Source organism: Streptomyces rhizoryzae, from assembly GCF_023155275.1.
Taxonomy (GTDB): domain Bacteria; phylum Actinomycetota; class Actinomycetes; order Streptomycetales; family Streptomycetaceae; genus Streptomyces; species Streptomyces rhizoryzae.
In genome coordinates this window covers 37,060-62,922 of record NZ_JALMUV010000014.1, presented here as the reverse complement: position 1 = coordinate 62,922, position 25,863 = coordinate 37,060, and the positions used below count along the sequence as shown (strand labels likewise).

At 74.7% G+C, this 25,863-nt stretch carries 18 protein-coding genes and 1 tRNA gene; 10 read left to right on the top strand and 9 right to left on the bottom strand.

Features of this window, described 5'->3' with window-relative positions; translation table 11 throughout:
• Positions 1-45: 45 nt before the first annotated feature.
• From MUU72_RS13945 to MUU72_RS13910, 8 genes are all read left to right on the top strand, one after another.
• The gene (locus tag MUU72_RS13945) at positions 46-1,188 is read left to right on the top strand and encodes an AMP-binding protein (RefSeq protein WP_248013536.1); all 1,143 of its coding nucleotides are present in this window, start codon (positions 46-48) and stop codon (positions 1,186-1,188) included.
• Complete coding sequence (locus MUU72_RS13940; protein WP_248013535.1) at positions 1,185-2,717, top strand: aromatic amino acid lyase; 1,533 nt, start codon at positions 1,185-1,187, stop codon at positions 2,715-2,717. Before MUU72_RS13945 ends, MUU72_RS13940 begins: the two co-directional genes overlap by 4 nt.
• 85 nt (positions 2,718-2,802) lie before the next feature.
• A complete protein-coding gene (locus tag MUU72_RS13935; protein ID WP_248013534.1) occupies positions 2,803-3,762 on the top strand; it encodes an LLM class F420-dependent oxidoreductase in 960 nt (319 codons plus the stop codon).
• A gap of 3 nt (positions 3,763-3,765) precedes the next feature.
• Positions 3,766-4,437: a 4'-phosphopantetheinyl transferase family protein gene (locus tag MUU72_RS35290; protein WP_308403814.1), complete on the top strand. Its 672-nt coding sequence runs from the start codon at positions 3,766-3,768 to the stop codon at positions 4,435-4,437.
• A gap of 96 nt (positions 4,438-4,533) precedes the next feature.
• Positions 4,534-5,520 carry a dTDP-glucose 4,6-dehydratase gene (gene rfbB, locus MUU72_RS13925; protein ID WP_248013533.1) on the top strand — a complete coding sequence of 329 codons (987 nt, stop codon included), beginning with the start codon at positions 4,534-4,536 and terminating at the stop codon, positions 5,518-5,520.
• Positions 5,517-6,452 carry a dTDP-4-dehydrorhamnose reductase gene (gene rfbD / locus MUU72_RS13920; protein WP_308403813.1) on the top strand — a complete coding sequence of 312 codons (936 nt, stop codon included), beginning with the start codon at positions 5,517-5,519 and terminating at the stop codon, positions 6,450-6,452. Before rfbB ends, rfbD begins: the two co-directional genes overlap by 4 nt.
• A 21-nt stretch (positions 6,453-6,473) precedes the next feature.
• On the top strand, positions 6,474-7,061 hold the full coding sequence (locus MUU72_RS13915; protein WP_248013532.1) for a dTDP-4-dehydrorhamnose 3,5-epimerase family protein: 588 nt from the start codon (positions 6,474-6,476) through the stop codon (positions 7,059-7,061).
• Between the two features lie 48 nt (positions 7,062-7,109).
• Complete coding sequence (locus MUU72_RS13910) at positions 7,110-8,243, top strand: macrolide family glycosyltransferase (RefSeq protein WP_282504080.1); 1,134 nt, start codon at positions 7,110-7,112, stop codon at positions 8,241-8,243.
• Positions 8,244-8,385: 142 nt separating this feature from the next.
• On the opposite strand, the gene MUU72_RS13905 is transcribed toward MUU72_RS13910, so the two are convergent.
• The 5 genes from MUU72_RS13905 to topA all read right to left on the bottom strand — a co-directional run bounded on the left by MUU72_RS13905 (position 8,386) and on the right by topA (position 18,166).
• Positions 8,386-8,459, bottom strand: a tRNA-Thr gene (locus tag MUU72_RS13905).
• An 80-nt stretch (positions 8,460-8,539) separates the two neighbouring features.
• A complete protein-coding gene (locus MUU72_RS13900) occupies positions 8,540-10,147 on the bottom strand; it encodes an alpha/beta hydrolase (RefSeq protein WP_248013530.1) in 1,608 nt (535 codons plus the stop codon).
• Positions 10,148-10,305: 158 nt separating this feature from the next.
• A complete protein-coding gene (locus MUU72_RS13895) occupies positions 10,306-11,553 on the bottom strand; it encodes a DNA polymerase III subunit delta' (RefSeq protein ID WP_248013529.1) in 1,248 nt (415 codons plus the stop codon).
• A 399-nt stretch (positions 11,554-11,952) separates the two neighbouring features.
• A complete protein-coding gene (gene tmk, locus MUU72_RS13890) occupies positions 11,953-15,192 on the bottom strand; it encodes a dTMP kinase (RefSeq protein WP_248013528.1) in 3,240 nt (1,079 codons plus the stop codon).
• Positions 15,193-15,310: 118 nt separating this feature from the next.
• Complete coding sequence (gene topA / locus MUU72_RS13885; RefSeq protein WP_248013527.1) at positions 15,311-18,166, bottom strand: type I DNA topoisomerase; 2,856 nt, start codon at positions 18,164-18,166, stop codon at positions 15,311-15,313.
• Between the two features lie 499 nt (positions 18,167-18,665).
• Here topA and MUU72_RS13880 point away from each other — a divergent pair, with 499 nt between their 5' ends.
• Positions 18,666-19,280 (top strand): hypothetical protein, encoded by a 615-nt coding sequence (locus MUU72_RS13880; protein WP_248013526.1) that lies wholly within the window; start codon positions 18,666-18,668, stop codon positions 19,278-19,280.
• The gene (locus tag MUU72_RS13875; protein WP_248013525.1) at positions 19,277-19,756 is read left to right on the top strand and encodes a DUF2752 domain-containing protein; all 480 of its coding nucleotides are present in this window, start codon (positions 19,277-19,279) and stop codon (positions 19,754-19,756) included. Before MUU72_RS13880 ends, MUU72_RS13875 begins: the two co-directional genes overlap by 4 nt.
• Before the next feature lie 17 nt (positions 19,757-19,773).
• Here MUU72_RS13875 and MUU72_RS13870 read toward each other — a convergent pair whose 3' ends face one another.
• From MUU72_RS13870 to MUU72_RS13855, 4 genes are all read right to left on the bottom strand, one after another.
• Positions 19,774-20,178: a hypothetical protein gene (locus MUU72_RS13870; RefSeq protein ID WP_248013524.1), complete on the bottom strand. Its 405-nt coding sequence runs from the start codon at positions 20,176-20,178 to the stop codon at positions 19,774-19,776.
• Between the two features lie 204 nt (positions 20,179-20,382).
• Complete coding sequence (locus tag MUU72_RS13865) at positions 20,383-21,912, bottom strand: DUF7059 domain-containing protein (RefSeq protein WP_248013523.1); 1,530 nt, start codon at positions 21,910-21,912, stop codon at positions 20,383-20,385.
• Positions 21,913-22,023: 111 nt separating this feature from the next.
• Entirely contained in the window at positions 22,024-22,608 is a 585-nt protein-coding gene (locus MUU72_RS13860; protein WP_248013522.1) for a small secreted protein, read from the bottom strand.
• Between the two features lie 216 nt (positions 22,609-22,824).
• Positions 22,825-25,233 (bottom strand): sodium-translocating pyrophosphatase, encoded by a 2,409-nt coding sequence (locus MUU72_RS13855; protein WP_248013521.1) that lies wholly within the window; start codon positions 25,231-25,233, stop codon positions 22,825-22,827.
• Positions 25,234-25,863 lie beyond the last annotated feature (630 nt).

Below are 25,863 nucleotides of genomic sequence, written 5' to 3'. Positions count from 1 at the left end.
CGCGGACCCGCCCGCGCGCTGCGGGCTCCACCACAGGGAGATGGAGTGGCTTATCAGAAGCTGACCCCGGCCCAGCTGCTGGCGCCGGGGCTCGGCGCACCGGACGTCACCGACCGCGCCTGGTACGTGCGGTGGGACGAGACCCCGGGCGGGCCGGAGGCGATCGAGCGCCTCCTGCCGCCGGTCCTGGACTTCCACACCTCCGGCAGCACCGGCCCCAGCCGCCGCTGGCAGCGCAGCCGGGAGGCCGCCTGGCAGGAGGCCGGTATGCTCGCCGGCTTCCTGCGGCCGGACGGGCCGGGCGCGGTGGTCTCCTTCGCCCCGCCGGTGCACGTCTACGGCGCCCTGGCGACGCTGCTGGTGCCGGCCCGGCTCGGCGTCCCGGTGTGGTACCGGCCGGGCTACCTCGGCGCCCTGCCGGACACCGGGCAGCGCCGGATCGCCGTGGTCGCCACCCCGTGGATCTTCTCCCTGCTGCTGCGGAACATGGACTGGGTCCGCTCCTTCGAGCGGATCACCGTCCTCTACAGCAGTGCGATGCTGCCGGCCGAGGCCGGTGACTTCCTCAAGGAGGCCGGGCCCGAGCGGGCGGCCGTCGTGGAGCTGCTCGGCTCGACGGAGACCGGCGGCATCGCGATGCGCCGCTTCAGCGAGGGCGAACCGCCCGCGTGGACCCTCTTCCCGGACGTCACCTTCGCCCCCGGCCAGGAGGACACCGGCCAGGACGGCCCCGGCGCCCCCGGCACCGCCGTCCCGCTGGTGATCCGCAGCCCCCGCCTGGCCGCCCGCCCCGGCCACCCCGCCCCGCGGGACTGGCCCACCGGCGACCTCGTCGAGCCGCTGGACGACCGGTCCTTCCGGCTCCTGGGCCGCGTCGGCCGCCTGGTCAAGGTCAACGGCCAGCGGATCAACCTCGACGAGGCCGAGCACGCCCTGCGCGCCCGGCTCGACTGCGCGGACCTGGCGCTCGTACCGGTCAGCGACCCGATGATCGGCGAGCACGTCGACCTGTACGTCGTCCCCCGGCCCGGCGGCGGCCCGGACGCCCTCGACCTCGCCGCGGTCCGTGCCGTCCTGGGCGCCCGCCCGCGGAAGGTGCACACCGTGCCCGACCTCAAGCGGTCCGCGCTCGGCAAGCTCCAGCACCCCACGACCTCCACACCCACCGAACCAGGGATAGCAACGTGACACAGACCTCCACGCCGGCCGCGGCGCCGGCCGGCGGCGACAGTACGGACATGCCGAGTCTGGACAGCATCGTCGAGGCCGCCTCCTGGACCGCCAAGCTCGGCCCGCTCACCGACGCGGACGTGGCGCGGATGGACCGCAGCGGCGCCACCGTCGACGCGTACCTGGCCGAGGGCCGGCCCGTCTACGGGCTCACCCAGGGCTTCGGCCCGCTGGTGACGTACTCCGCCACCTCCGAGATGGAGCAGGGCAGTTCGCTCATCTCCCACCTGGGCACCGCCCAGGGCCGCCCGATCGACCCGGACGCCGCCCGCCTGGTGTTCTGGCTGCGGCTGAACAGCATGCGCAAGGGCTTCTCCGCGGTCTCCACGGAGTTCTGGCAGCGGCTGGCCGACCTGTGGAACGCCGGCTTCACCCCGGTGATCCCGCGCGACGGCACGGTCAGCGCGAGCGGCGACCTCCAGCCGCTGGCGCACGTCGCACTGGCCTGCGCCGGGCACGGCGAGGCGTGGGTGCGCGACGGCCAGGGCCGGTGGGTGCGGCGCCCGGCCGCCGAGGCCCTCGCCGAGCTGGGCACCGAACCGCTGGTCTGGCCGGTGCGCGAGGCGCTCGCCTTCGTCAACGGCACCGGTGTCGGCCTGGCCGTCGCGATCCTCAACCAGCGCTCGGCCCTCCGCCTGGTCCGCGCCGTCGCCACCCTCACCGCCCGCCTGACGGACCTGCTCGGCGGCAACGCCGAGCACTACGACGAGGGCGTCGGCCAGGCCCGCAACCAGCTCGGCCAGCTGGCGGTGGCCCGCTGGATCCGCCAGGAGCTGCCCGCGGACCACCGTCGGGACGAGCGCCGCCCGCTCCAGGAGCCGTACAGCCTGCGCTGCGCCCCCCAGGTGCTCGGTGCCGTGCTGGACCAGCTCACCACCGCCGGCGAGATCCTGCTCCGCGAGGCCAACGGCTGCACCGACAACCCCCTCACCTACGAGGACCGGGTGCTGCACGCCGGCAACTTCCACGCGATGCCGGTCGGTTTCGCCTCCGAGCAGACCGGTCTGGCGATGCACATGGCCGCGTATCTGGCGGAGCGTCAGCTCGGGCTGGTGGTCAACCCCACCACCAACGGCGACCTGCCGATCATGCTGACCCCGCGGGCCGGCCGCGGCTGCGGTCTGGCCGGTGTGCAGATCAGCGCGACCTCGTTCATCTCCCGGATCCGCCAGCTGGTCACCCCCGCCTCGCTGACCACGCTGCCCACCAACGGCTGGAACCAGGACCACGTCCCGATGGCGCTCAACGGCGCCAACGGCGTCGGCGAGGCCCTGGAGCTGGGCTGGCTCGCCGTCGGCTCGCTCGCCCTGGCCGCCGCCCAGCTGGCCGTGATGACCGGCAAGGAGGAGTCCGCCACCGGCGTCTGGGCCGAGCTGGCCCGGATCTCCCCCGCGCTGGACGCCGACCGCCCGATGGCCGGTGAGGTGCGCGCCGCCGCCGAGCTGTTCCGCGACCACGCGGAGCGCCAGCTGGCCGGCACCGCCTGACGCCGCAGACCGCGGGCGCCCGCCCCGGCCGGGCGCCCGCACCCCTTTCCGGCCCGCCGCCCCGAGAGACGGAGACCACACCGCGATGACTGGCTGGGGGATCACCCTCCCGCTGACCGGCATGCCCCTGCCGGCCCACCGCGCGCTCGTCGAGCGCCTCCCCGATCTGGGGTACACCGGCGTCTGGACGGCCGAGACGTCCGGCGCGGACGCCTTCTCGCCGCTGGTGCTGGCCTCGCAGTGGTCGTCCCGGCTGCGGCTGGGCACCGCGGTCGCCCCGGTGTTCACCCGCGGGCCCGCCCTGCTGGCGATGACCGCCGCGGCCGTCGCCGACTGTGCGCCCGGCCGCTTCGCCCTCGGCATCGGCGCCTCCTCCCCCGGTGTCGTCCAGGACTGGAACGGCCTGGCGCACACCCGCCCGTTCGGCCGGACCCGCGACACCCTGCGGTTCCTGCGCACCGCCCTGGCCGGGAAGCCGGTGACCGAGCGGTACCCCACGTTCGAGGTGCGCGGCTTCCGGCTGGAGCGGCCGCCGGCCACGCCCCCGCCGATCCTGCTGGCCGCGCTGCGCCCCCGGATGCTGCGGCTGGCCGCCGAGGAGGCGGACGGTGCGATCACCAACTGGCTGGCCCCCTCCGACGTCCCGACGGTCCGCGCCGCGCTGGGCCCCGGCCCGGAGCTGGTCGCGCCGGTCTTCGTGTGCGTCACCGAGGACGCCCGGCAGGCCCGCCGGCTGGGCCGGATGATGATCGGCAGCTATCTGACCGTGCCCGCCTACCGCGCGTTCCAGGAGTGGCTCGGCCGCACCGAGCCGCTCGCCGCGATGTACCGCGCCTGGGACGCGGGCGACCGCTGGCGCGCCATGATGGCCGTCCCGGACGAGGTGGTCGACGAACTGGTCGTGCACGGCCCCCCGGACGCCTGCCGCGCCCGGATCCGGCAGTACGTCGACGCCGGTCTGGACACCCCCGTGCTGGCGCTGCTCCCCGCCGACGGCGGCGATCCCGTCGCCCAGGTCGAGGCGCTCGCCCCGGGCCGGGACTGACGCGTGCTCGCCCAGCTGGTCCCGGCCCACGTCGCGGTCGCGGAGTCCCACGGTGACGATCCGGCGGCCGTGCTGTTCCCCGGGGAGCGGGAGTGGGCCGCGGCGATGCCGCCGGCCCGCCGCCGCGAGTTCGCCACCGCCCGGCACTGCGCGCGCCGCGCCGCCCTCCGGCTCGGCGCGGCCCCCGCACCGCTGCTGCCCGGCGAGGGCGGCGCCCCGCGGTGGCCGGCCGGCCTCGTCGGCAGCCTCACCCACTGCCACGGCTACCGCGCCGCCGCGCTGGCCCGGGCCGCCGCCGTCCGGGCGGTCGGCATCGACGCCGAACCGCACCGGCCGCTGCCGTCCGGCATGCTGGCCAGGATCGCGCTGCCGGAGGAACGGCAGGACCAGCGCACCCTGCGGGCGGCGGACCCCGCGGTGTGCTGGGACCGGCTGCTGTTCTGCGCCAAGGAGGCGGTCTACAAGGTGTGGTCACCGCTGACCGGGGCCTGGCTCGGCTTCCACGAGGCGAGCATCGCCCTGGACCCGGCCGGGACCTTCCGCGCGCGGGTGCTCCGCGCCGCCCCGCCCGGACCGGACGGCAGCGCGCCGCCGGTCCCCGCCGTCCTCGACGGCACCTGGCGGGCCACCCCCCGCCACCTCCTCACCGCCCTCGTCCTGCCCGCCCCCTCGTAACCCGACCGCCCCGCGAAGACCGCCGGCCCCGACCGCCGGCCACTGACCGCCCGACCCACCGGCCCGCGCCGGTGTTCACACCAAGGTGCGCACCTCATGACGACCCGGATACTCGTGACCGGAGGAGCCGGCTTCATCGGCTCCCACTACGTCCGCACGCTGCTCGGCCCGGACGGCCCCGGCGACGTGGCGGTCACCGTGCTCGACTCCCTCACCTACGCGGGCAACCCCGCCAACCTCGACGCGGTCCGCGCCCACCCGGGCTTCCGCTTCGTCCGGGGCGACATCTGCGACCCGGCGGCCGTCGACCCGCTGATGGCGGAGCACGACCAGGTGGTGCACTTCGCCGCGGAGTCGCACGTGGACCGGTCGATCGACGGCGGCGACACCTTCATCCGCACCAACGTCCTGGGCACCCACACCCTGGTCGCCGCCGCCCACCGGGCCGGTATCCAGACCTTCGTGCAGATCTCCACCGACGAGGTCTACGGCTCGATCGACGAGGGCTCCTGGCCCGAGACCCACCCGCTGCGCCCCAGCTCCCCGTACTCCTCCGCCAAGGCGTCCGGCGACCTGATCGCGCTGTCCTACCACCACACCCACGGCCTGGACGTCCGCGTCACCCGCTGCTCGAACAACTACGGGCACCACCACTTCCCCGAGAAGGCCATCCCGCTGTTCATCACCCACCTCATGGACGGCCGGAAGGTCCCGCTCTACGGGGACGGCGGCAACGTCCGCGACTGGCTGCACATCGACGACCACGTCCAGGGCATCGAGCTGGTGCGCACCCGCGGCCGGGCCGGCGAGATCTACAACATCGGCGGCGGCACCGAGCTGACCAACCGCCAACTGGTCGAGCTGCTGCTCGCGGAGTTCGGCACGGACTGGGCCGGCGCCGTCGAGCAGGTCGCCGACCGCAAGGGCCACGACCGCCGCTACTCCGTCGACTGCACCAAGATCCGCGAGGAGCTGGGTTACGCCCCGCGCGTGCCGTTCACCACCGGCCTGGCGGACACGGTCCGCTGGTACCGCGAGAACCGCGCCTGGTGGGAGCCGCTGAAGGCGCGAGCGGCGCTGTGACCACCGACCGGGCCCGCCCCTGGCTGGTGACCGGAGCCGGGGGCATGCTCGCCCGCGACCTCCTCGCCCGCCTGGCCGCCGCCGGCCTGCCCGCGGTGGCCGCCACCCGCGGCGACCTGGACATCACCGACCCGGACGCGGTGCGCGCGGCCTTCGCCGCCCACCGCCCCGCCGTGGTCGTCAACTGCGCGGCCTGGACGGCGGTGGACGACGCCGAGGAGCGCGAGGCCGAGGCGCTCGCCGTCAACGGCACCGGCCCGCGCCTGCTGGCCGAGGCGTGCCGCGGCGCGGGCAGCGTCCTGCTCCAGGTCTCCACGGACTACGTCTTCGACGGCCGCGCCCGCGCCCCGTACGGGGAGGACGCCCCGACCGGCCCGCGCAGCGCCTACGGCCGCACCAAACTCGCCGGCGAGGAGGCGGTCCGCACCCTCCTCCCCGACACCGGCTACATCGTCCGCACCGCCTGGCTCTACGGCGCCGGCGGGAGCAGCTTCGTCCGCACCGCGATCGGCCTGGAGCGCACCCACCCGGTCCTGGACGTGGTCGACGACCAGTGGGGCCAGCCCACCTGGACGGCCGATCTCGCCGACCGGCTCGCGGAGTTGGGGCAGCGGGCGCTCACCGGCGCGGCCCCGCCCGGCGTCTACCACGGCACCAGCACCGGCGCGACGACATGGTTCGCCCTCTGCCAGGAGGTCTTCCGCCTGCTCGGCGCCGACCCGGCCCGGGTGCGTCCCACCACCAGCGACCGCTACGTCCGCCCGGCGCCCCGGCCCGCCTACAGCGCCCTCGGCCACGACCGCTGGCAGGCGGCCGGGATGGCCCCCATCCGGCACTGGCGCGCCGCCCTGGCCGACGCCTTCCCCACCCTCCTCGACCCACCGGAACCGCCCGCCCCTCCCACGGACACCGAAAGCCCCCCGGCCCCCTGACGAGAAAGCCGAGAAGACCGCATGCGACCCCTGTCCATAGAAGGCGCCTGGATCCACGAGCCCGAGGTCTTCACCGACGCCCGGGGCAGCTTCCACGAGTGGTTCCGCAGCGACGGTTTCCGCGCGGCCACCGGCCAGGGCCTCCCGCTCGCCCAGGCCAACCTCTCGGTGTCCCGCCGCGGCGCCCTGCGCGGCATCCACTTCGCCGACGTCCCCCCGGGGCAGGCGAAGTACCTCACCTGCGTCCGCGGCGCCGTCCTGGACGTCATCGTCGACGTCCGGACCGGCTCACCCACCTTCCGCCAGTGGGAGATGGCGCGCCTGGACGACACCGGCCACCGCGCCATCTACCTCTCCGAGGGCCTGGGCCACGCCTTCCTGGCCCTGACCGACGACGCCACCGTCGTCTACCTCTGCTCCGAGGGCTACGCCCCCGACCGCGAGCACGGCATCCACCCGCTGGACCCCGACCTCGCCGTCGACTGGCCCGCCGGCATCACCCCCGTCCTGTCCCCCAAGGACGCCCAGGCGCCGTCCTTCGCCGAGGTCGAGCGGGCCGGCCTCCTCCCCTCGTACGCAGCCTGCCGCGCCCACCGCGCCCGCCCCTGAAGCCGCCCTCCCACCCGAGAAGCCCCCGTGAAGAGCTCCCACATCGCCATGTTCAGCGTCGCGGCGCACGGACACGTCAACCCCAGCCTCGCCGTCATCCGCGCGCTGGTCTCCCGCGGGCACCGCGTCACCTACGCCATCCCGCCGTCCTTCGCCGACACCGTCGCCGCCACCGGCGCCGAACCCCGGACGTACACCACGACCCTCCCCCCGGCCGGCGACCCGGACGCCTGGCGCGGTGAACTCGCCGACCACCTGCGGCTGTTCCTCACCGACGCCGGCCGCGCCCTCCCCCAGCACCTCGCCGCCTACCGCGACGACCGCCCCGACCTGATCCTCTACGACCCGATGGCCTACGCGGCCCGCGCCCTCGCCGACCGCTGGCGGATCCCCGCCGTCCAGCTCTCCCCGCACGCCGTCCCCTGGGAGGGCTGCGAAGCGGACCTCGCCGCCGAGCCCGACTCCCCCCACGCCTGGCTCGCCGCCCACGCCGCCCCCCTCGGCGGCCCCGGCCGCCGGGCGCCCCGCCCGTCCCGCTGCCTCGCCCTGATCTCCCCGCTCCTCCAGCCGCACGCCGACCGCGTCGACCGCACCGTCTACACCTTCACCGGCCCCTGCCCGGAGGAGGCCGCCCCCCAGGAGCCGTGGCCCCGCCCCCCGGCCGGCCGACGCCTCCTCCTCATCTCCCTGGGCACCCTCCACACCAAGGCCCCCGCCTTCTACCGCGCCTGCCTCACCGCCTTCGGCGACCTCCCCGGCTGGCACGTCGTCCTCCAGACCGGCCGCGGCACCGACCCGGCCGCCCTCGGCGACCTCCCCGCCAACGTCGAGGTCCACCCCTGGGTCCCCCAACGCGCCCTCCTCGACCGGGCCGACGCCTTCCTCACCCACGCCGGCGCGAGCAGCGCCCACGAGGCCCTGGCCCGCGGCGTCCCCATGGTCTGCGTCCCCCAGGCCGCCGACCAGTTCGGCAACACCGCCCAGCTCGTCCGCCTCGGCGTCGCCCGCCACGTCCCCAAGGACGCCGCCACCCCCGAGGCCCTCCGCAACGCCCTCCACTCCCTCCTCACCGACCCCGCCCTCCCCGCCCGCACCACCCGCCGCCGCCACCACCTCACCACCGAAGGCAGCACCCCCCAAGCCACCGCCCTCATCGAGGCCGCCCTTCCCACAACCCCCTGACGCCGCCCCCGACCCCACCGAGACCAGAACTGAGACCACCGACACCCGCGCGGCCCGCGCCCGCTCCCGCCGTCGTCGCCACCGCATCCGCTGAACGAGAAAACCCCAGGCCGGAAGGGATCCGACCTGGGGTTTCACAATGAGCCGCCTTCGGGATTCGAACCCGAGACCTACGCATTACGAGTGCGTTGCTCTGGCCAACTGAGCTAAGGCGGCGTGGTGCGCGGCCCAGTCTACACAGGAGCGGGGGGTGGTCTGTACCCGGTTCGGGTGGGGTGCGGGGGGCGGGTGGGGCTTCAGGTGCAGCGGGTGTTCTTGGCGGGTGGGGTGCCTTCGAGGAGGAAGGTGTTGATGGCGGTGTCGATGCAGTCGCTGCCGCGGCCGTAGGCGGTGTGGCCGTCGCCCACGTAGGTCAGCAGGGTGGCGCTGGAGAGCTGGGCGGCCAGGCCCTTGGCCCAGGTGTACGGGGTGGCCGGGTCGCGGGTGGTGCCGACGACCACGATCGGGTCGGCGCCCTTGGCCTCGATGCGGTGGACCCGGCCGGTGGCCTTGACCGGCCAGTACGCGCAGTTCAGGGCGGACCAGGCGAAGTTCGCGCCGAAGACCGGGGACGCCTTGCGGAAGGCGGGCAGGGCGGCGCGGACCTGGTCCGGGCCGGCGAAGGACGGGGGGAGGTCCAGGCAGTTGACCGCGGCGTTGGCGTACATCTGGTTGGCGTAGTGGCCGGAGGGGTCGCGCTCGTAGTAGCTGTCGGAGAGGGCGAGCAGGCCGCGGCCGTTGCCCTGCTCGGCCTGGGCGAGGGACTGGCGCAGCAGCGGCCAGGCCCCCTGGTCGTACATCGCGGCGATCACGCCCGTGGTGGCGAGGGACTCGGTGAGCTTGCGGTCCTCGCCGGTGCCGACCGGGTGCGCGTCCAGCTTGGTGAACAGGGCGGAGAGGCGCCGCCCGGCGTCCTCGGGGCTCTTGTGGCCGAGCGGGCAGTCCGCCTTCTTGACGCAGTCCGCGGCGAAGGCCGTGAAGGCGGTGTTGAAGCCGGTGGTCTGGTCGATGTTGATGGTGCGGGAGTCCAGGGACGGGTCCATGGCGCCGTCGAGGACCAGGCGGCCGGAGCGGGACGGGAACAGGCCGGCGTAGGTGGCGCCGAGGAAGGTGCCGTAGGAGGCGCCCACGTAGGTCAGCTTCCGGTCGCCCAGGACGGCCCGGAGGATGTCCATGTCGCGGGCCGCCTCGATGGTGGAGACGTGCGGCAGCAGCGTGCCGGAGTGCTGCTCGCAGCCCCGGGCGAAGCCGCGGTAGGCGGTGACGAGCGCGGTGACCTCGGCGGAGTCGTCCGGGGTGGTGTCGGTCTGGGTGAAGTGGTCCATCTGCCGGTCGGTGAGGCACTCGACCGGTGCGCTGCGGGCCACCCCGCGCGGGTCCATGGCGACCATGTCGTACCGCGCGCGGACCGCGGCCGGCTGGGGGGCGTACTGCTGGAGGTAGTCGATCGCCGAACCGCCGGGCCCGCCGGGGTTGACCAGGAGGGAGCCGAGCCGCTGACCGGGGCCGGTGGCCTTCTTGCGGGCCACCGCGAGCTTGAGGTCGGTGGCCGGGCTCGGCCTGGCGTAGTCCAGCGGCGCCTTCATCGTGGCGCACTGGAAGCCCGCGACCCCGCAGTCGTGCCAGCTCAGCTTCTGGTCGTAATACGGGCGGAGGGCGGCCGGGACGGTGGTGGGCAGCGGCGCGAGGGGCGAACCGTCGGAGGCCGGGCGCCCGGAACCGGCCTCCGTCGACCGGGCCGGGGAGGCCGGGCCGCCGGGCGCCCGGGACGTCCCCGACGAGCAGCCGGAGAGCAGCAGGGCGAGCACCGCGGCGGCAGCTGCCGCGGCGGCGGCGGTGGAGCGGAACGGACGGCTGGGCGGCATGACGGTCACGGCTCCTCGGCGGTGCGGCTCCGGCTCGGCCCCGGCTCCGGCCGCCGGCGCTGATCCCGGCTGCCGGTGACGGCTTACCCACGGAGCGTATCCGGATGTGGACCAGGTGTGCGCGGTGATCGGCGGGCCGGGGCGGGCCGCGGCGGCGGTCAGCCGGCGCGGAGCGCGGCCGTCATGGCCTCGACGGCGAGCAGCGGGGCGACATTGCGCTCCAGGGCCTCCCGGCAGGCGATCACCGCTTCTATGCGGCGCAGGGTGCGCTCGGGGGTGGAGGCGCCGGCGATCCGCTGGACGCTGTCGCGGACCTCGTCGTTGGCGAGCGGGACGGTGGCTCCCAGCTGGACGGCGAGGACGTCGCGGTAGAAGCCGGTGAGGTCCACCAGGGCGAGGTCGAGGCTGTCGCGCTGGGTACGGGTGGCGCGGCGCTTCTGCCTGTCCTGGAGCTCCTTCATCGCGCCCGCGGTGCCCCGGGGCAGCCGGCCGCCGGTGCCGGCCGCGGCACCGAGGGCGGCGCGCAGCTCCTCGGTCTCCTTGGCGTCGACCTCCTCGGCGACCTGCTTGGCGTCCTCGCCAGCGGCGTCGATGAGCTCCTGGGCGGCCTTCAGGCAGCCGCCGATGTCGTCGACGCGCAGCGGGAGCTTGAGGACGGCGGCGCGGCGGGCCCGGGCCCGCTCGTCGGTGGCCAGGCGGCGGGCGCGGTCGATGTGGCCCTGGGTGGCGCGGGCGGCCCGGCCGGCGGCCTCCGGCTCGATGCCGTCCCGCCGCACCAGGACCTCGGCGACCGCCTCGACCGGCGGCGTCCGCAGCGAGAGGTGGCGGCAGCGGGAGCGGATGGTGGGCAGGACGTCCTCGATGGAGGGGGCGCAGAGCAGCCAGACCGTACGGGGCGCGGGCTCCTCGACGGCCTTGAGGAGGACGTTCCCGGCGCCCTCGGTGAGGCGGTCGGCGTCCTCCAGGACGATCACCTGCCAGCGGCCGCCGGCCGGGGAGAGCGAGGCCCGGCGCACCAGCTCGCGGGTCTCCTTGACGCCGATGGAGAGCAGGTCGGTGCGGACGATCTCGACGTCGGCGTGGGTGCCGACGAGCGTGGTGTGGCAGCCGTCGCAGAATCCGCAGCCGGGGCCGCCGCCGAGCGCGCGGTCCGGGCTGACGCACTGGAGGGCGGCGGCGAACGCGCGGGCCGCGGTGGCCCGGCCGGACCCGGGCGGGCCGGTGAACAGCCAGGCATGGGTCATCTGGCCGGCGCCGCCCCGCTCCGCCCCCGGCTCCTGCGGCGCGCCGGCGGCGGCCGCCTGCCCGGCGCTCCCGGCCGTCACGAGGGCGTCCGCATCGCGGGCGGCCGCGGCGAGCTGCGCCGTCACCCGGTCCTGGCCGACCACGTCGTCCCATACCGCCATCGCTGCTGCCGTCCTGTCCGTTCCAGAAATCTCGCGCGGCCGGCCCGCCCGGGGACGGGCACCGCGCACGTACTGCATGCCGCTCGGGCCGCCCCGCCGCGTCCGCCGCGACCCCCGTGCTCCCCCCATTGTGGTGCACCCCACTGACAACCGGCCCCGGCACCCGCGGGCCACGGGCCGGGGTGCTCGGGGACCGGGGAGGAGCCACGGCACTCCCGTGGCCGCCCGCCGCCCCAGGCCCCGCGGAGGCGGAACGGACACGACCGCCCGGCAGCGCGCCGGACGCGGGGGAACGGCCACGACCACCCACCGGCCGTGGCCGCCCCCAAAAACACGAAACGGCCGTGCCCCCGGCGCGCGCACCAGCGCGCGCCGCGGCCACGGCCGTCTCCCGTCCGGTCAGCCCCGGCGGCCCCGGCGGCCGTCGCGGCCCGTGCCCCGGTCGGCGTCCTCGTCGTCCCGGTGCGGGCCGAGGAGTTCGTCGGCCAGCGTCGGCAGGTCGTCCAGCGGCGTCTCCTCCGCCCACTCCGGGCGCGGGCGGCCGCTTTGCGGAGGCTCGGCGGGGCGGCCGGTCTCCGGGTCGATCTGCGGCAGCTCGCGGGTCCGCTCGACGCCGCCCTCGGCCGCACCGGCCGCACCGTCCCGGCCGTGCTCCAGGGCGAACATCCACGGCGGCACCCGGTCCGCCGGGTCGTCCTCCCGGACGGACGGCAGCACCGCGGTCTCGTCCGAGGGCCCGTAACCGTCCTGCGGCTCGGGCCGCGGGAGCGCCGCGGTCCGCTCGCTGTCCGGGTCGCCCCCGGAACCGGAGCGTCCCGAACCGGAAGCCCCACCACCGGTCGTCCCGGAACCGGAACCGGAACCCGGCTCAGCGGACCCGGAACCGCCCCCGGCGGCAGCAGCCCCCGACCCGGCGCCCCCGTCGTCCTCCCCCGCGATCCGCTTCCGCAGCTGCGTGACGTCCGTCTCCGCCGTCGGCGCGTCGGCCGACGCGGCCGCCTCCGCACGGGACCGCGCCTCGGCCTCGGCCGCCGCCCGGGCCGCCTCGACCCGCGCCCGCTCGGCGCGGAGCAGCGCCTCCTCGGCCTTGCGCTGCTTCTCCAGGCGGCGCTCCTCGGCCTCCTGGCGCAGCCGCGCCTGCTCCTCGTGGAGCTTGCGCAGCCGCTCCCGCTCGGCCAGCCGGGCCTGCTCCTCCGCCTCCCGGCGCAGACGCTCCTCCTCGGCCGCCTTGCGGGCCTCCTCGGCGCGCCGGCGGGCCTCCTCGGCCTGCCGGGCCTCCTCCCGGGCCTTGGCCTCCTCGGCCTCCCGGCGCTTGCGCTCCTCCTCCTCGGCGCGCAGCTTGGCGAGCTGCTCCTGGCGCTCCCGCTCCAGGCGCTCCTCCTCGGCCTTGCGCGCGGCCTCCTCCTCGGCCTTGCGGCGGGCTTCCTCCTCGGCCGCCCGGCGGGCCTCGTCCCGGGCCTTGATCTCGGCCTCGGACAGCGGGAGGACCTGGTCGAGCCGGTGCCGGAGGACGGTGGTGACGGCCTCCGGCTCCTGGCCGGCGTCGACGACCAGATAGCGCGCGGGGTCGGCGGCGGCCAGCGCGAGGAAGCCGGCCCGGACCCGCTGGTGGAACTCCGCGGGCTCGGACTCCATCCGGTCGGGCGCCTCGGTGAAGCGCTCGCGGGCGGTCTCCGGGGCGATGTCCAGCAGGACGGTCAGGTGCGGGACCAGGCCGCCGGTCGCCCAGCGGTTGATCCGGGCGATCTCCGTGGGCGCGAGGTTGCGCCCGGCGCCCTGGTAGGCGACGGAGGAGTCGACGTACCGGTCGGTGATCACGACCGCGCCGCGCTCCAGGGCGGGCCGGATGACGCTGTCGACGTGGTCGGCCCGGTCGGCGGCGAACATCAGCGCCTCGGCGCGGTCCGAGAGCCCGGACGTGGAGACGTCCAGGATGATCGAGCGCAGCCGCTTGCCGATGGCGGTGGCGCCCGGCTCCCGGGTCACCACGACCTCGTGGCCCTTGCCGCGGATCCACTCCGCGAGCGCCTCGACCTGGGTGGACTTTCCGGCGCCGTCGCCGCCCTCCAGGGCGATGAAGAAGCCGGCGGTGCCGGTCTCCTGCGCCGGGTCGCCGCCGCGCACCGCCTCCCGCAGGTCGTGCCGGAGCGGGACGCCGTGCCGGTCGTCGGTCTTGCCCAGCACCCAGGCGGCGACCGGCAGCAGCAGCGCACCCACCAGCATCAGCGCGTACGCGGCGCCGCCGTGCGCCAGGACGAAGGCGCCGCTGCCGACGTGGTGCGGGCCGATGACCCCGGCCAGCAGGGGCGCGACGATGGCGGCCAGCGCGATCGCGAGCCGCACGACGGCCTGGAGGTGCTCGGTGGTCCGGGCGGTGCGGGACGGCTCGGTCTCCTGGTCCAGCAGGGCGTGCCCGGTGTGGGCGGCGATCCCGGCGGTGAGCCCGGCCAGCAGCGCGAGCAGCAGCACCGTCGTGGTGTCCGGCACCAGGCCCATGGCCAGCAGCAGCAGCCCGGTGGCGGCGATCGCCAGGGCCAGCAGCCGGCGCCGGGACAGACCGGGCAGCACCGTGCGGGCGCCCCGGATGCCCAGCGCGGTGCCGCCGGTCAGGGCGAGCACCAGCAGGGCGTAGGCGGCCGGCCCGGCGTGCAGGTCGACGGCGTGCAGGACGGCGAGCGAGGCGGCCGCGGAGATCGCGGCGGCCACCGCGGCGCAGGCCAGGACCAGCAGCGGGATCGCGCCGGTGCGGCCCTTGTCGGGGCCGTCGCCCGCGCCCCCGTCCGGGGCCGCGGCCTTCGGGCGGCGCAGTCCCTCCAGCGGGGAGCGCGGCCGCGGCGTCGGCCCGCCGGGCAGTTCCAGGAAGTAGAGGATCGAGACGGACGCGGCGAACAGGCCCGCCGCGAGGTACGACCCCAGCGCCGCCTGGTGCAGGTGGAACCATTCGATACCGGTCCCCAGCAGCTTCCCGACCAGCGCGCACACCAGCAGGGCGGCGGCCGCCGACGGCAGCGCGAGGAAGCCGGTGCGCAGCGACAGCCGGCGCAGCGCGTCGAGGTTGTCGGGCAGCGGCCGGACGGCGGCGCCCTCCGGGGGCGGCGCGGGCAGCAGGGCCGGCGCGGCGCTCTCCCGGGCGACGGTCCACAGGCGCTCGGCGACACCGGTGACGAAGACCGTCACCAGCAGCCAGGCCAGCGCGTGGCCGGGCGTCCAGTCGATCCACAGGGGCGCGACGACCAGCAGGGCGAGCCGGACGCCGTCCGCGGCGATCATCGTCCAGCGGCGGTCCAGCGGCCCGCCGGGCGCGGTCAGCGCGGAGAGCGGTCCCAGCAGGACGGCCCCGAAGAGGAGGGTCGCCAGCATCCGTACGCCGAAGACCGCGGTGACCGCGAGGGCCGCGCCGCGGTAACCGCCGCCGAAGGCGGCCTGTCCGCCCAGCGGCACGTGCAGCGCCGCCTGGAGGGCGAGCAGGACCAGGACAAGCAAGGACAGGGCATCGCCGACACCCCCGACGAACTGGGCGCTCCACAGTCGCTTCAGCGGGGGGAAGCGGAGCAGGGCCCGTACCGCACGCTCGCGGGAATCGGCTGCGAGGGCGTCAGATGTGGGGGTCACGACCGTTGGCTGCTCGGCACGCGTCATCCCGCCAGCCTATCGGGACGGGACACTCCACCGGGCGCCCACCCGAACAAATGGACGGGTAACGGGAGTGTGCGGGGCGGACCGGACGGATCGGATCCGCCCGGCCCGCCCCCCTGGCTCAGTCCTCGGCCGGCGCGGCGGTCTTCTTCGCCGCCGCGGTGGCCGCGGTCTTCTTCGCGGTCGTCTTCTTCGCGGCCGTCTTCGTGGCGGTCTTGGCGGCCGCCGTCTTCTTCGCCGCGGTCTTCTTGGCGGCGGTCTTCTTCGCCGCCGTCTTCTTCGCCGGCGCCTTCTTGGCGGTCTTCTTCGCCGGCCCCTTGGCGCGCTTCTCCGCCAGCAGCTCGTAGCCGCGCTCGGGGGTGAGCGTCTCGACGTCGTCGTCCCGCCGCAGCGTCGCGTTGGTCTCGCCGTCGGTGACGTACGCCCCGAACCGGCCGTCCTTGACCACCACCGGCTTGCCGCTGACCGGGTCGGTGCCCAGCTCCTTCAGCGGCGGCTTGGCGGCGGCCCGGCCGCGCTGCTTGGGCTGCGCGTAGATCGCCAGCGCCTCGTCCAGGGTGATCGTGAAGAGCTGCTCCTCGCGCTCCAGGGAACGCGAGTCGGTGCCCTTCTTCAGGTACGGCCCGTAGCGGCCGTTCTGCGCGGTGATCTCCACACCCTCGGGGTCGGTGCCCACGACCCGGGGCAGCGACATCAGCTGGAGCGCGTCCTCCAGGGTCACGGTGTCCAGGGACATCGACTTGAACAGCGAGGCGGTGCGCGGCTTGACCGCGTTCTTGCCGGTCTTCGGGGTGCCCTCGGGCAGCACCTCGGTGACGTACGGGCCGTAGCGGCCGTCCTTGGCAACGATCTGGTGCCCGGTCGCCGGGTCCATGCCCAGTTCGTAGTCGCCGCTCGGCTTGGCCAGCAGCTCCTCGGCGTACTCCACGGTCAGCTCGTCGGGCGCCAGGTCGTCGGGGACGTCGGCCCGCTGGTGGCCCTCCTCGTCCTTCTCGCCGCGCTCGACGTACGGGCCGTAGCGGCCGACCCGCAGGGTGATGCCGCTGCCGACCGGGAACGAGGAGATCTCCCGGGCGTCGATCGCGCCCAGGTCCGTGACCAGCTCCTTCAGGCCGCCGAGGTGGTCGCCGTCGCCGTTCCCGGCGTCCGCGGCACCGCCCTCGCCGGCGCCTGCGCCCTCGCCGAAGTAGAAGCGCCGCAGCCACGGCACGGCCTGGGCCTCACCGCGCGCGATGCGGTCCAGGTCGTCCTCCATCTTGGCGGTGAAGTCGTAGTCGACCAGCCGGCCGAAGTGCTTCTCCAGGAGGTTGACCACGGCGAACGACAGGAAGGACGGGACCAGCGCGGTGCCCTTCTTGAAGACGTAGCCGCGGTCCAGGATCGTGCCGATGATCGACGCGTACGTCGACGGGCGGCCGATCTCCCGCTCCTCCAGCTCCTTGACCAGCGTGGCCTCGGTGTAGCGGGCGGGCGGCTTGGTGGCGTGGCCGTCGGCGGTGATCTCCTCGGCGGCCAGCGCGTCGCCCTGGGCGACCTGCGGCAGCCGGCGCTCGCGGTCGTCCAGCTCGGCGTTCGGGTCGTCGGCGCCCTCGACGTACGCCTTGAGGAAGCCGTGGAAGGTGATGGTCTTGCCGGACGCGCTGAACTCGGTGTCCCGCCCGTCCGCGGCCTGCCCGCCGATCTTGACGGTGACGGAGTTCCCGGTCGCGTCCTTCATCTGGGAGGCGACGGTCCGCTTCCAGATCAGCTCGTAGAGCCGGAACTGGTCGCCGGTCAGACCGGTCTCGGCCGGCGTGCGGAAGCGGTCGCCGGACGGGCGGATCGCCTCGTGCGCCTCCTGGGCGTTCTTGACCTTGCCGGCGTACGTGCGCGGCTTGTCGGGGAGGTACCCGGCGCCGTACAGCTGCGTCACCTGCGCCCGGGCCGCGGCGATCGCGGTGTCCGAGAGCGTGGTGGAGTCCGTACGCATGTAGGTGATGAAGCCGTTCTCGTACAGCTTCTGGGCGATCTGCATGGTCGCCTTGGCGCCGAAGCCGAGCTTGCGGCTGGCCTCCTGCTGGAGGGTGGTCGTCCGGAACGGCGCGTACGGCGAGCGGCGGTACGGCTTGGACTCCACCGAGCGCACCGCGAACGCGGTCCGCTCCAGCGCCGCGGCCAGCGCCCGCGCGTTCGCCTCGTCCAGGTGCAGCACCTCGGGGTTCTTCAGCCGCCCGTTCGCCCCGAAGTCGCGGCCCTGCGCGACCCGGCGGCCGTCGACGGTGGCCAGCCGGGCGGTCAGCGCCGAGGGGTCGCTGGCGTCACCGGTCCGGCCGGTGGAGAAGGTGCCGGTCAGGTCCCAGTACTCGGCGGAGCGGAACGCGATGCGCTCGCGCTCCCGCTCGACCACGAGCCGGGTCGCCACGGACTGCACCCGGCCGGCGGACAGCCGGGGCATGACCTTCTTCCACAGCACCGGGGAGACCTCGTAGCCGTAGAGGCGGTCGAGGATGCGGCGGGTCTCCTGGGCGTCGACCAGCTTCTTGTTCAGGTCGCGGGGGTTGGCCACGGCCTCGCGGATGGCGTCCTTGGTGATCTCGTGGAAGACCATCCGGTGGACCGGGACCTTCGGCTTGAGGATCTCCTGGAGGTGCCACGCGATGGCCTCGCCCTCGCGGTCCTCATCGGTGGCCAGGAAGAGTTCGTCGGACTCGGCCAGGAGCGACTTGAGCTTCTTGACCTGGTCCTTCTTGTCGCTGTTGACGACGTAGATCGGCTGGAAGTCGGCATCGACGTTCACGCCGAGCCGGGCCCACGACTCGCCCTTGTACTTCGCCGGGACCTCGGCCGCGCCGTTGGGGAGGTCGCGGATGTGCCCGACGCTGGCCTCGACCACGTAGCCGGGGCCGAGGTAGCCCTTGATCGTCTTCGCCTTGGCAGGCGACTCGACGATGACGAGTCGGCGGCCGCCGCCCTCTGCGGTCTCGCTGGTCGGGGACAACTTGGCTCTTCTCTCCGGTCGACGCTGGGAATGGCTCCTGGGCCGGACGCCCGGGGCGCACTGCGGTGACGCTTGACGCTGCGGAGTGTGACGGTACCTCCCGCCCCCGTGTCAAACGGAAAAACCCCGCAACGCCACTCGAACGGTAACCCGACTACATGCCTTCGTGCCGCCCCGGCCGCCCCGGCCGCTTCCCTCCGGCCCGGCGCCGGCCCGAGTGGATCTCGGCAGCGGCGTCCCGCCGCACCGGCGCGGCGGGACGCCGGCCACCCGGCGCGGCCCGCCCCGATGCCGCAGAGTAACCACCCCGTGGCCGCTTCCCCGGCCGCCCCCGGGCGCGCCGGTGCGGCGGCGCTCACAAGGCGGCTCTCTTGTGCCGTCGGGTTTGCCGTCAGGACCGTGATACGTCGGGTGATCGGACTGGCAGGATGGTCGCGGCACGGCTCGCGCAGGAGCCGTCAGCCGCCGTCATCACGCACTCTCGGGGGGAACCTCACCCATGGCGAACCAGTACCCCGGACCGCCCCCGGAACAGCCGCCCGGCCAGCCGGGCCAGAACCCGTACGCCGCCCCGGAGGGCGGCCGGCCCGCCGAAGCCGGCTACGGCTACCCGCAGGGCGGCAGCCCCGGCGAGCCCGGCTACGGCTACCCGCACGCCGCCCCGCCGCCGCCCGGTTTCCCGCCCGGCACCCCGCCGCCGCCCCCGCCCGGCGGCTTCGCGGGCCAGGCCCCGCCGGCCGGTGGTTTCGCGGGCCAGGCGCCGCCTCCCGGCGGGGTGGCCCTGTCGCTCGGCGACATCGCGGTCAGCGGCGACACGATCATGACCCCGGCCGGCCCGATGCCGCTCCGGGGCGCGGTCTGGACGGCCACCGACATGTCGCGCACGGAGGAGAAGATCCCCGCGCACGCCATCGTGCTGGCCATCGTCTTCTTCCTCTTCTGTCTCCTGGGGCTGCTGTTCCTGCTGATGAAGGAGCGCACCACCACCGGCTTCGTGCAGGTCACGGTCAACAGCGGCGGCCGGCACCACTCCGCGATGATCCCCGTGCAGTCCCGCGAGCAGGTGATGTACGTGCTGAACCAGGTCAACTACGCCAGGTCGCTGAGCGTGTGACCCCCGAGGAGCCCCGGGGTCCCGCCGATCCGGCACCGCCCGGCCGGCCCCTGCCGCCGGGCGGGCCGGCGGCCCCCGCCGACGCCGCGGCCGTGCGCCGGCGCACCCTGCGCCGGGCCGGCCTCGCGCTCGGCATCGGCGCGCTCGGCGCCGTCTACCTCTGGCACACCGATCCGCACCGCCCCGGCCAGCTGCTGATCCCGTGCCCCTTCCGCCTGATGACCGGGCTGCTCTGCCCGTTCTGCGGCGGCACCCGGATGGCGTACGACCTGATGCACGGCGACCTCGTGACGGCCTGCCACGACAACGCGGTGCTGCTCGTCCTCGGCGTGCCCGCCGCCGCCTGGGCCCTGGCGCGCTGGCTGGCCGCCGGACTGCGCGGCCGGCACCGGCCGCTGCGGCTGACGCACCGCGGCAATGCCGTGGTGCTCGGCATCGCCGCGGTGTGGATGGTCGCCCGCAACCTCGTCGGCTGACCGCGGGCGGCCGCGCGTCAGCGGACGGTGACCTGCACCACCGGGGAGAGCGTGCCGCCGGCCGCGATCCGCAGCTGGTTGACGCCCTTGATGCCGAGCTTGACCCGGACCGCGTAGTTCCCGCTGGTGTTGACCGGCGCCTGCGCGGGCAGCGACACCCACGTGGCGCCCTGCTTCTGCTGGACCGTGACCTTGGTGCCCGGCTTGATGCCCTTGGCGGCGCCGGTGATCCGGAATTCCTGCCACGCCTTGACCGTCGTCGCACTGGCCTTGGCGGTCAGCGTGGCCGCCGCGGGCGCGGTGGCCACGACCGGGGCGGCGGTGTGGACGGGCTGCGGCGCGGCGAAGGCGGCGGCCGAACCCCCGGCGAGCAGGGCGGCGGTGACCATCCCGACGGCGGCGTAGCGAACTGCACGGTTCATGTCGGATTCCTCACTGATGGGCCAATGAGCCTGTGGTGACCTTCGTTCAGGAACACGGGCCCCAGGGGGCGACGGTTCCCCCTTCTCCGCCCAGATCGCCGAAATCACCGAAACTGGCTGAAACTGAACGTCCTTATCCGGACGGCCAGTTGGCCCGCCCCACCGCACCGCCGCGGCCCCGCCCCGTGCGGCCGCGCCCCGCTCTCAGTCCACCGGCTCCAGGAACCCCTGCTCGATCAGCATCCGGATCGACGCGGGCGTGCGGTCCCGCAGCAGCACCGGGTCCTCGCCGACGAGCTGGGCGATGGCGTCCAGGATCCGCCCGGCGGGCAGCGAGCCGTCGCAGACCCCGGCGAACCCGGCGCCGACCGTGTCCACCTTGGTGGCCCGGCGCATCCCGCGGTTCTGCCGGAGCACCACGTGCTCGGGGTCCTCCGCGCCGGGCAGCCCGACCTGCTCCTGCACCACCTCGCCGGCCAGCCGGAACCGCCCGGCCAGCAGCGCCGCGTCATCGGTGGCCCGGAGGTAGTCCTGCCGCTCGAAGTGGCGCAGCACCGCCTCGCCCAGCGGCTGCTCGACCGGGTGCGGCCACTCCTCGATGGTGACCGACGGGGACTCGGCGCCGGACTTGCGCAGGGTGATCCAGCCGAAGCCGACGGCCTTGGTCCTGCGCGCCTCGAACTCGTCCAGCCAGGCGTCGTAGCGCGCCGCGTACTCCTCGGGGGCGGCGCGGTGGTCGCCGCCGTCGCGCAGCCACAGCTCGGCGTACTGGGTGACGTCCTGCACCTCGCGCTGGACGATCCAGGCGTCGCAGCCCCGCGGCACCCAGGAGCGCAGCCGGTCCTGCCAGTCCTCGCCCGCCACGTGCTGCCAGTTGGCCAGCAGCTGGCAGTACCCGCCGTCGTTGAGGTGGGCGGCGGCCTGCTGGACGAGGGTGCGGCACAGGTCGTCGCCGCCCATCCCGCCGTCCCGGTAGGTCAGCCGCGCGCCCGGGGAGATCACGAACGGCGGGTTGGACACGATCAGGTCGTAGGTCTCCTCGCCGACCGGCTCGAAGAGCGAGCCCTCGCGCAGCTCCGCCGGACCGGCCCCGGAGAGCGCCAGCGTCAGCGCCGCGATCCGCAGCGCCCGGGGGTTGAGGTCGGTGGCGGTGACCCGGGTGGCGTGCTGGGCGGCGTGCAGCGCCTGGACGCCGGAGCCCGTCCCCAGGTCGAGCGCCCGGCCGACCGGGCGGCGCGCGGTGATCCCGGCGAGCGTGGTGGACGCCCCGCCAACCCCGAGCACCAGCTGCGCGCGGTCCACCCCCGCCGCGCCCCGGATCCCGCCCGCGCCGCCGACCGCGCAGCCCAGGTCGGAGACGATCCACCAGTCCTGCCCGTCCGGGCCGCCGTACGGCCGCACGTCCACCGTGGCGCGCAGCTCGTCGCCGTCCCGCACCAGCCAGCCGTCGGCGAGGCAGTCCGCCACCGGGAGCACCGCCGCGGCCCGCGCCTCGGGCACCGGCCGCTGGAGCAGGAACAGCCGCACCAGCGTCTCCAGGGGCCCGCCGCCCCGGGTCGCACGCAGCGCCGGCACGGTCTCGCTGCGGGCCAGCGCGGCGTACGCGGGCGCCCCGAGCAGGTCCAGCAGACCGTCGGCGGTGAAGGCGGCGGCCAGCAGCGCCGCGCGCAGCCGGCTCGTCCGGGCGCTGCTCTCGGGGTCCTGGGCATCTGCGGTGGGGAGGTGCGTCGTCACCCCACCATTGTCGGTCCTGCCACCGACAATCGCCGACGGCCCGGCGCCGCGCCCCGTCCGGGCGCGTCGCCGGGCCGCCGCCCGCGGCCGGGCCGGTGCCGGCCCGCCGCGCTACGCGCTCTTGGAGGGCGCCGCCGTCGGCCCCGCCGAGCCGCCCTGGTTCTGGCAGCCCTTCTGCCGGGCCATCGCCTTGCCGACGTCGCCGGCCTCCAGCTTCTTGAAGGCCGCCTCGCTCTTGGCGTTGAGCTTGTTGATGCCGTTGGAGAGGTTGCGCAGCCCGTCCGCGAACTTCAGCTTGTCCGAGGTGTCCAGGCCGTTGACCTGCTTCTTGAGGTCCTGGTAGCCCGCGGAGAGGGAGTTGAGCTCCTTGACGGCGTTCTTCTGGGCCTGGTCGCCGCCCTCGCCCGGCGGCGGGCCCGCCTTGTCCAGGGACTTGGCCAGTTGCGCGTACGCGTCGGAAATCTTCTGGAAGGCCGCGGAGTCGGTCTGCTGGACCTTCTTGGAGTCCGTGTTGCCGCTGTCGGCCGTCTGCATGGCCGCGTTGGCGTCCTGGATCTGCTTGAACGGAGCCTGCGCGGGGTCGCAGAACGACTTCGCCCAGTTGTCGAGCTTCTCCGTGTTGTCGCTGCTGCAACCGGTCAGCCCGAGCAGGAGTGCGGCACCGCCGGACAGGGCAGCCACAAGCTTCTTGTTCACCGGATTGGTCCCTTCCATGGCTCTCGGCCCCGGAACATACACGTCCAAACGGCCTGGTCCATGGGTCGGGCATCGGCCCCGGCCCGCATTGCAGCCATTTGCACCAAGGGCCGCCGACCGGGCCGGGCGCACCGCGGGCGGGTGTCCGGCGCGTGCAAAAAGCGCCGTACACCCGCCCGTTGAGCGGTCCCCGGGCCGGTCGGGCGGCCCCGCGGGTCAGGACGCCACGGCCGTCTCGGCCGACTTGGCGACGTTGTCGGGATCCTCGGAGCTGTTGCCTTCATCACCTACGGCGATGCCGCGCCGCTTGGAGACGTAGACCGCGCCGACGATGACGGCGAGCGCCACCAGCGACGCCGCGACCCGGATGCCCAGGTTCTTGTCGTGGCCGTACGAGAACTTCACCACGGCCGGCGCGATCAGCAGCGCCACGAGGTTCATCACCTTCAGCAGCGGGTTGATCGCCGGTCCCGCGGTGTCCTTGAACGGGTCGCCGACGGTGTCGCCGATGACCGTGGCGGCGTGCGCCTCGCTGCCCTTGCCGCCGTGGTGGCCGTCCTCGACCAGCTTCTTGGCGTTGTCCCAGGCACCGCCGGAGTTGGCCAGGAAGACCGCCATCAGCGTGCCGGTGCCGATGGCGCCGGCCAGGAACGAGCCGAGCGCGCCGACGCCGAGCGAGAAGCCGACCGCGATGGGCGTCAGCACCGCCAGCAGCCCCGGCGTGGCCAGTTCGCGCAGCGCGTCCTTGGTGCAGATGTCGACCACCCGCCCGTACTCGGGCTTCTCGGAGTAGTCCATGATCCCGGGCTTCTCGCGGAACTGGCGGCGCACCTCGAAGACCACCGCGCCCGCCGACCTGGAGACCGCGTTGATCGCCAGCCCGGAGAACAGGAAGACCACCGAGGCGCCCAGCACCAGGCCCACCAGGTTGTTGGGTTGCGAGATGTCCAGGCTCAGCCCGAGCCCGCCGGCCGCCCGCCCGACGTCCCGCACGGCGTTGGCGATCGCGTCCCGGTACGAGCCGAACAGCGCCGAGGCGGCCAGCACCGCGGTCGCGATGGCGATGCCCTTGGTGATCGCCTTGGTGGTGTTGCCCACCGCGTCCAGGTCGGTCAGCACCTGCGCGCCGTCCCCGGTGACGTCACCGGACATCTCGGCGATGCCCTGCGCGTTGTCGGAGACCGGGCCGAAGGTGTCCATCGCCACGATGACGCCGACGGTGGTCAGCAGACCGGTGCCGGCCAGCGCCACCGCGAACAGCGCCAGCGTGATCGAGGCGCCGCCCAGCAGGAACGCCCCGTACACCGCGAGCCCGATCAGCACCGCCGAGTAGACCGCCGACTCCAGGCCGACCGAGATGCCGGAGAGCACCACGGTGGCCGGGCCGGTCAGCGAGGTCTTGCCGATGTCCCGCACCGGCCGCCGGCTGGTCTCGGTGAAGTAGCCGGTCAGCTGCTGGATCAGCGCGGCGAGCACGATCCCGACGGCGACCGCGACCAGTGCCAGCATCCGCGGGTCGCCGCTGCGGCCCAGGATCTCCGGGTCGCTGACGCCGCCGAGGTCCTGGTAGCGGGACGGCAGGTAGGCGAAGACCGCGACGGCCACCAGGACCAGCGAGATGCCCGCGGAGATGAAGAAGCCGCGGTTGATGGCGGTCATCCCGCTGCGGTCGCGCCGCCGCGGCGCCACGACGAAGATCCCGATCATCGCGGTCAGCACGCCGATGGCCGGCACCAGCAGCGGGAAGGCGAGTCCGGCGTCGCCGAAGGCGGCGGTGCCCAGGATCAGCGCGGCGACCAGCGTCACCGCGTACGACTCGAAGAGGTCGGCCGCCATCCCGGCGCAGTCGCCCACGTTGTCGCCGACGTTGTCCGCGATGGTGGCCGCGTTGCGCGGATCGTCCTCCGGGATGCCCTGCTCGACCTTGCCGACGAGGTCGGCGCCGACGTCCGCGGCCTTGGTGAAGATGCCGCCGCCGACCCTCATGAACATCGCGATCAGCGCGGCGCCGAGGCCGAAGCCCTCCAGCACCTTCGGCGCGTCGACCGCGTACACGAGCACCACGCAGGAAGCACCGAGCAGCCCGAGGCCGACGGTGAACATGCCGACGACGCCACCGGTGCGGAAAGCGATCTTCATCGCTTTGTGGGCGACCGCCGTAAGGTCCTTCTGCTGCGCCGCGCCGTCTTCCGGAGTGGCCTCTCTGGCCGCAGCCGCCACACGCACATTGCTGCGCACCGCGAGCCACATGCCGATATAGCCGGTGGCCGCGGAGAATGCCGCGCCGATCAAGAAGAAGACGCTGCGCCCGATGCGCTGCGGCCAATTGTCCGCGGGCAGCAACATGAGCAGGAAGAACACGACGACGGCGAAAACGCCGAGGGTCCGCAACTGCCGTGCCAGGTAGGCATTCGCGCCTTCCTGCACCGCCGCCGCGATCTTCTTCATACTGTCGGTTCCCTCACCGGCCGCGAGTACTTGGCGGACCAGCACCGCCGCGACCGCCAGTGCGGCCAGGGCGACGACGGCGATCACCAGCACGATCCCGCGGTTGCCCGCGGTGAGTGACGGTGCGGCCAGAAAAGTGGGGGTGTCCATCAACTGAGGGGTGTAAGGCCCCGCCATTCGTCCTCCTTGACGTGATGGCACATGGGCGCGCGGAAGCACGCTCAGGCGTCCTGAGCAAGATGTGGACGGATTGTAGGGAGCCCCGGTTGATCAAAACAGGGCACCGCAAAGGGAATTCGCCTGCTCCCGGCGAAGATCAATAGTCTGGCGGCACCAGGAATTCGCCCGGACGAAGGAAACCGGTGAATTCACTGACCCCCGGCCGATGATCTCTCCTTACTACCGGTGCCCCCTTGATCTCCGCTGCTCACACCCCCCGCTCCCCCGCCGGCACCACCGCACCCGCAGTGACCCGGGAGGAAAGAGCGCCACCCGTTGACCCAGGTAATCCCCTGGGGTCACCCGCCCCCGTCACTCCGGCCACCGATGACGCGCCGTCAGATCACGGCCGGAACGCGCCCCTCGGGCGCAGGGGGCACCCCGGGGCGGCGCCGGGGGCGCGCCCGGGGAGGGGCCAGGGGGAGCGGGCAGGGGGCTGCGGGGCGCGCCTCCGGGCCGGACGGCCGGAGGGGCCGGAGGGGCCGGAGGGGCCGGAGGGGCCGGAGAGACCAGCGCCCAGGCCCCCGGGCAGCACCCAGCCACGCCTGCGCCCGACCGAGCCCAGCGCTCAAGAAAGGAAAAGAGAAG

Excerpts from the sequence above, each read along its gene's own strand:
- MUU72_RS13935 (WP_248013534.1), top strand. The coding sequence starts at position 2,803 with ATGACTGGCTGGGGGATCACCCTCCCGCTGACCGGCATGCCCCTGCCG.
- rfbB (WP_248013533.1), top strand. The coding sequence starts at position 4,534 with ATGACGACCCGGATACTCGTGACCGGAGGAGCCGGCTTCATCGGCTCC.
- MUU72_RS13915 (WP_248013532.1), top strand. The coding sequence starts at position 6,474 with ATGCGACCCCTGTCCATAGAAGGCGCCTGGATCCACGAGCCCGAGGTC.
- MUU72_RS13910 (WP_282504080.1), top strand. The coding sequence starts at position 7,110 with ATGTTCAGCGTCGCGGCGCACGGACACGTCAACCCCAGCCTCGCCGTC.
- MUU72_RS13900 (WP_248013530.1), bottom strand. The coding sequence starts at position 10,147 with ATGCCGCCCAGCCGTCCGTTCCGCTCCACCGCCGCCGCCGCGGCAGCT.
- MUU72_RS13895 (WP_248013529.1), bottom strand. The coding sequence starts at position 11,553 with ATGGCGGTATGGGACGACGTGGTCGGCCAGGACCGGGTGACGGCGCAG.
- tmk (WP_248013528.1), bottom strand. The coding sequence starts at position 15,192 with ATGACGCGTGCCGAGCAGCCAACGGTCGTGACCCCCACATCTGACGCC.
- MUU72_RS13880 (WP_248013526.1), top strand. The coding sequence starts at position 18,666 with ATGGCGAACCAGTACCCCGGACCGCCCCCGGAACAGCCGCCCGGCCAG.
- MUU72_RS13870 (WP_248013524.1), bottom strand. The coding sequence starts at position 20,178 with ATGAACCGTGCAGTTCGCTACGCCGCCGTCGGGATGGTCACCGCCGCC.
- MUU72_RS13855 (WP_248013521.1), bottom strand. The coding sequence starts at position 25,233 with ATGGCGGGGCCTTACACCCCTCAGTTGATGGACACCCCCACTTTTCTG.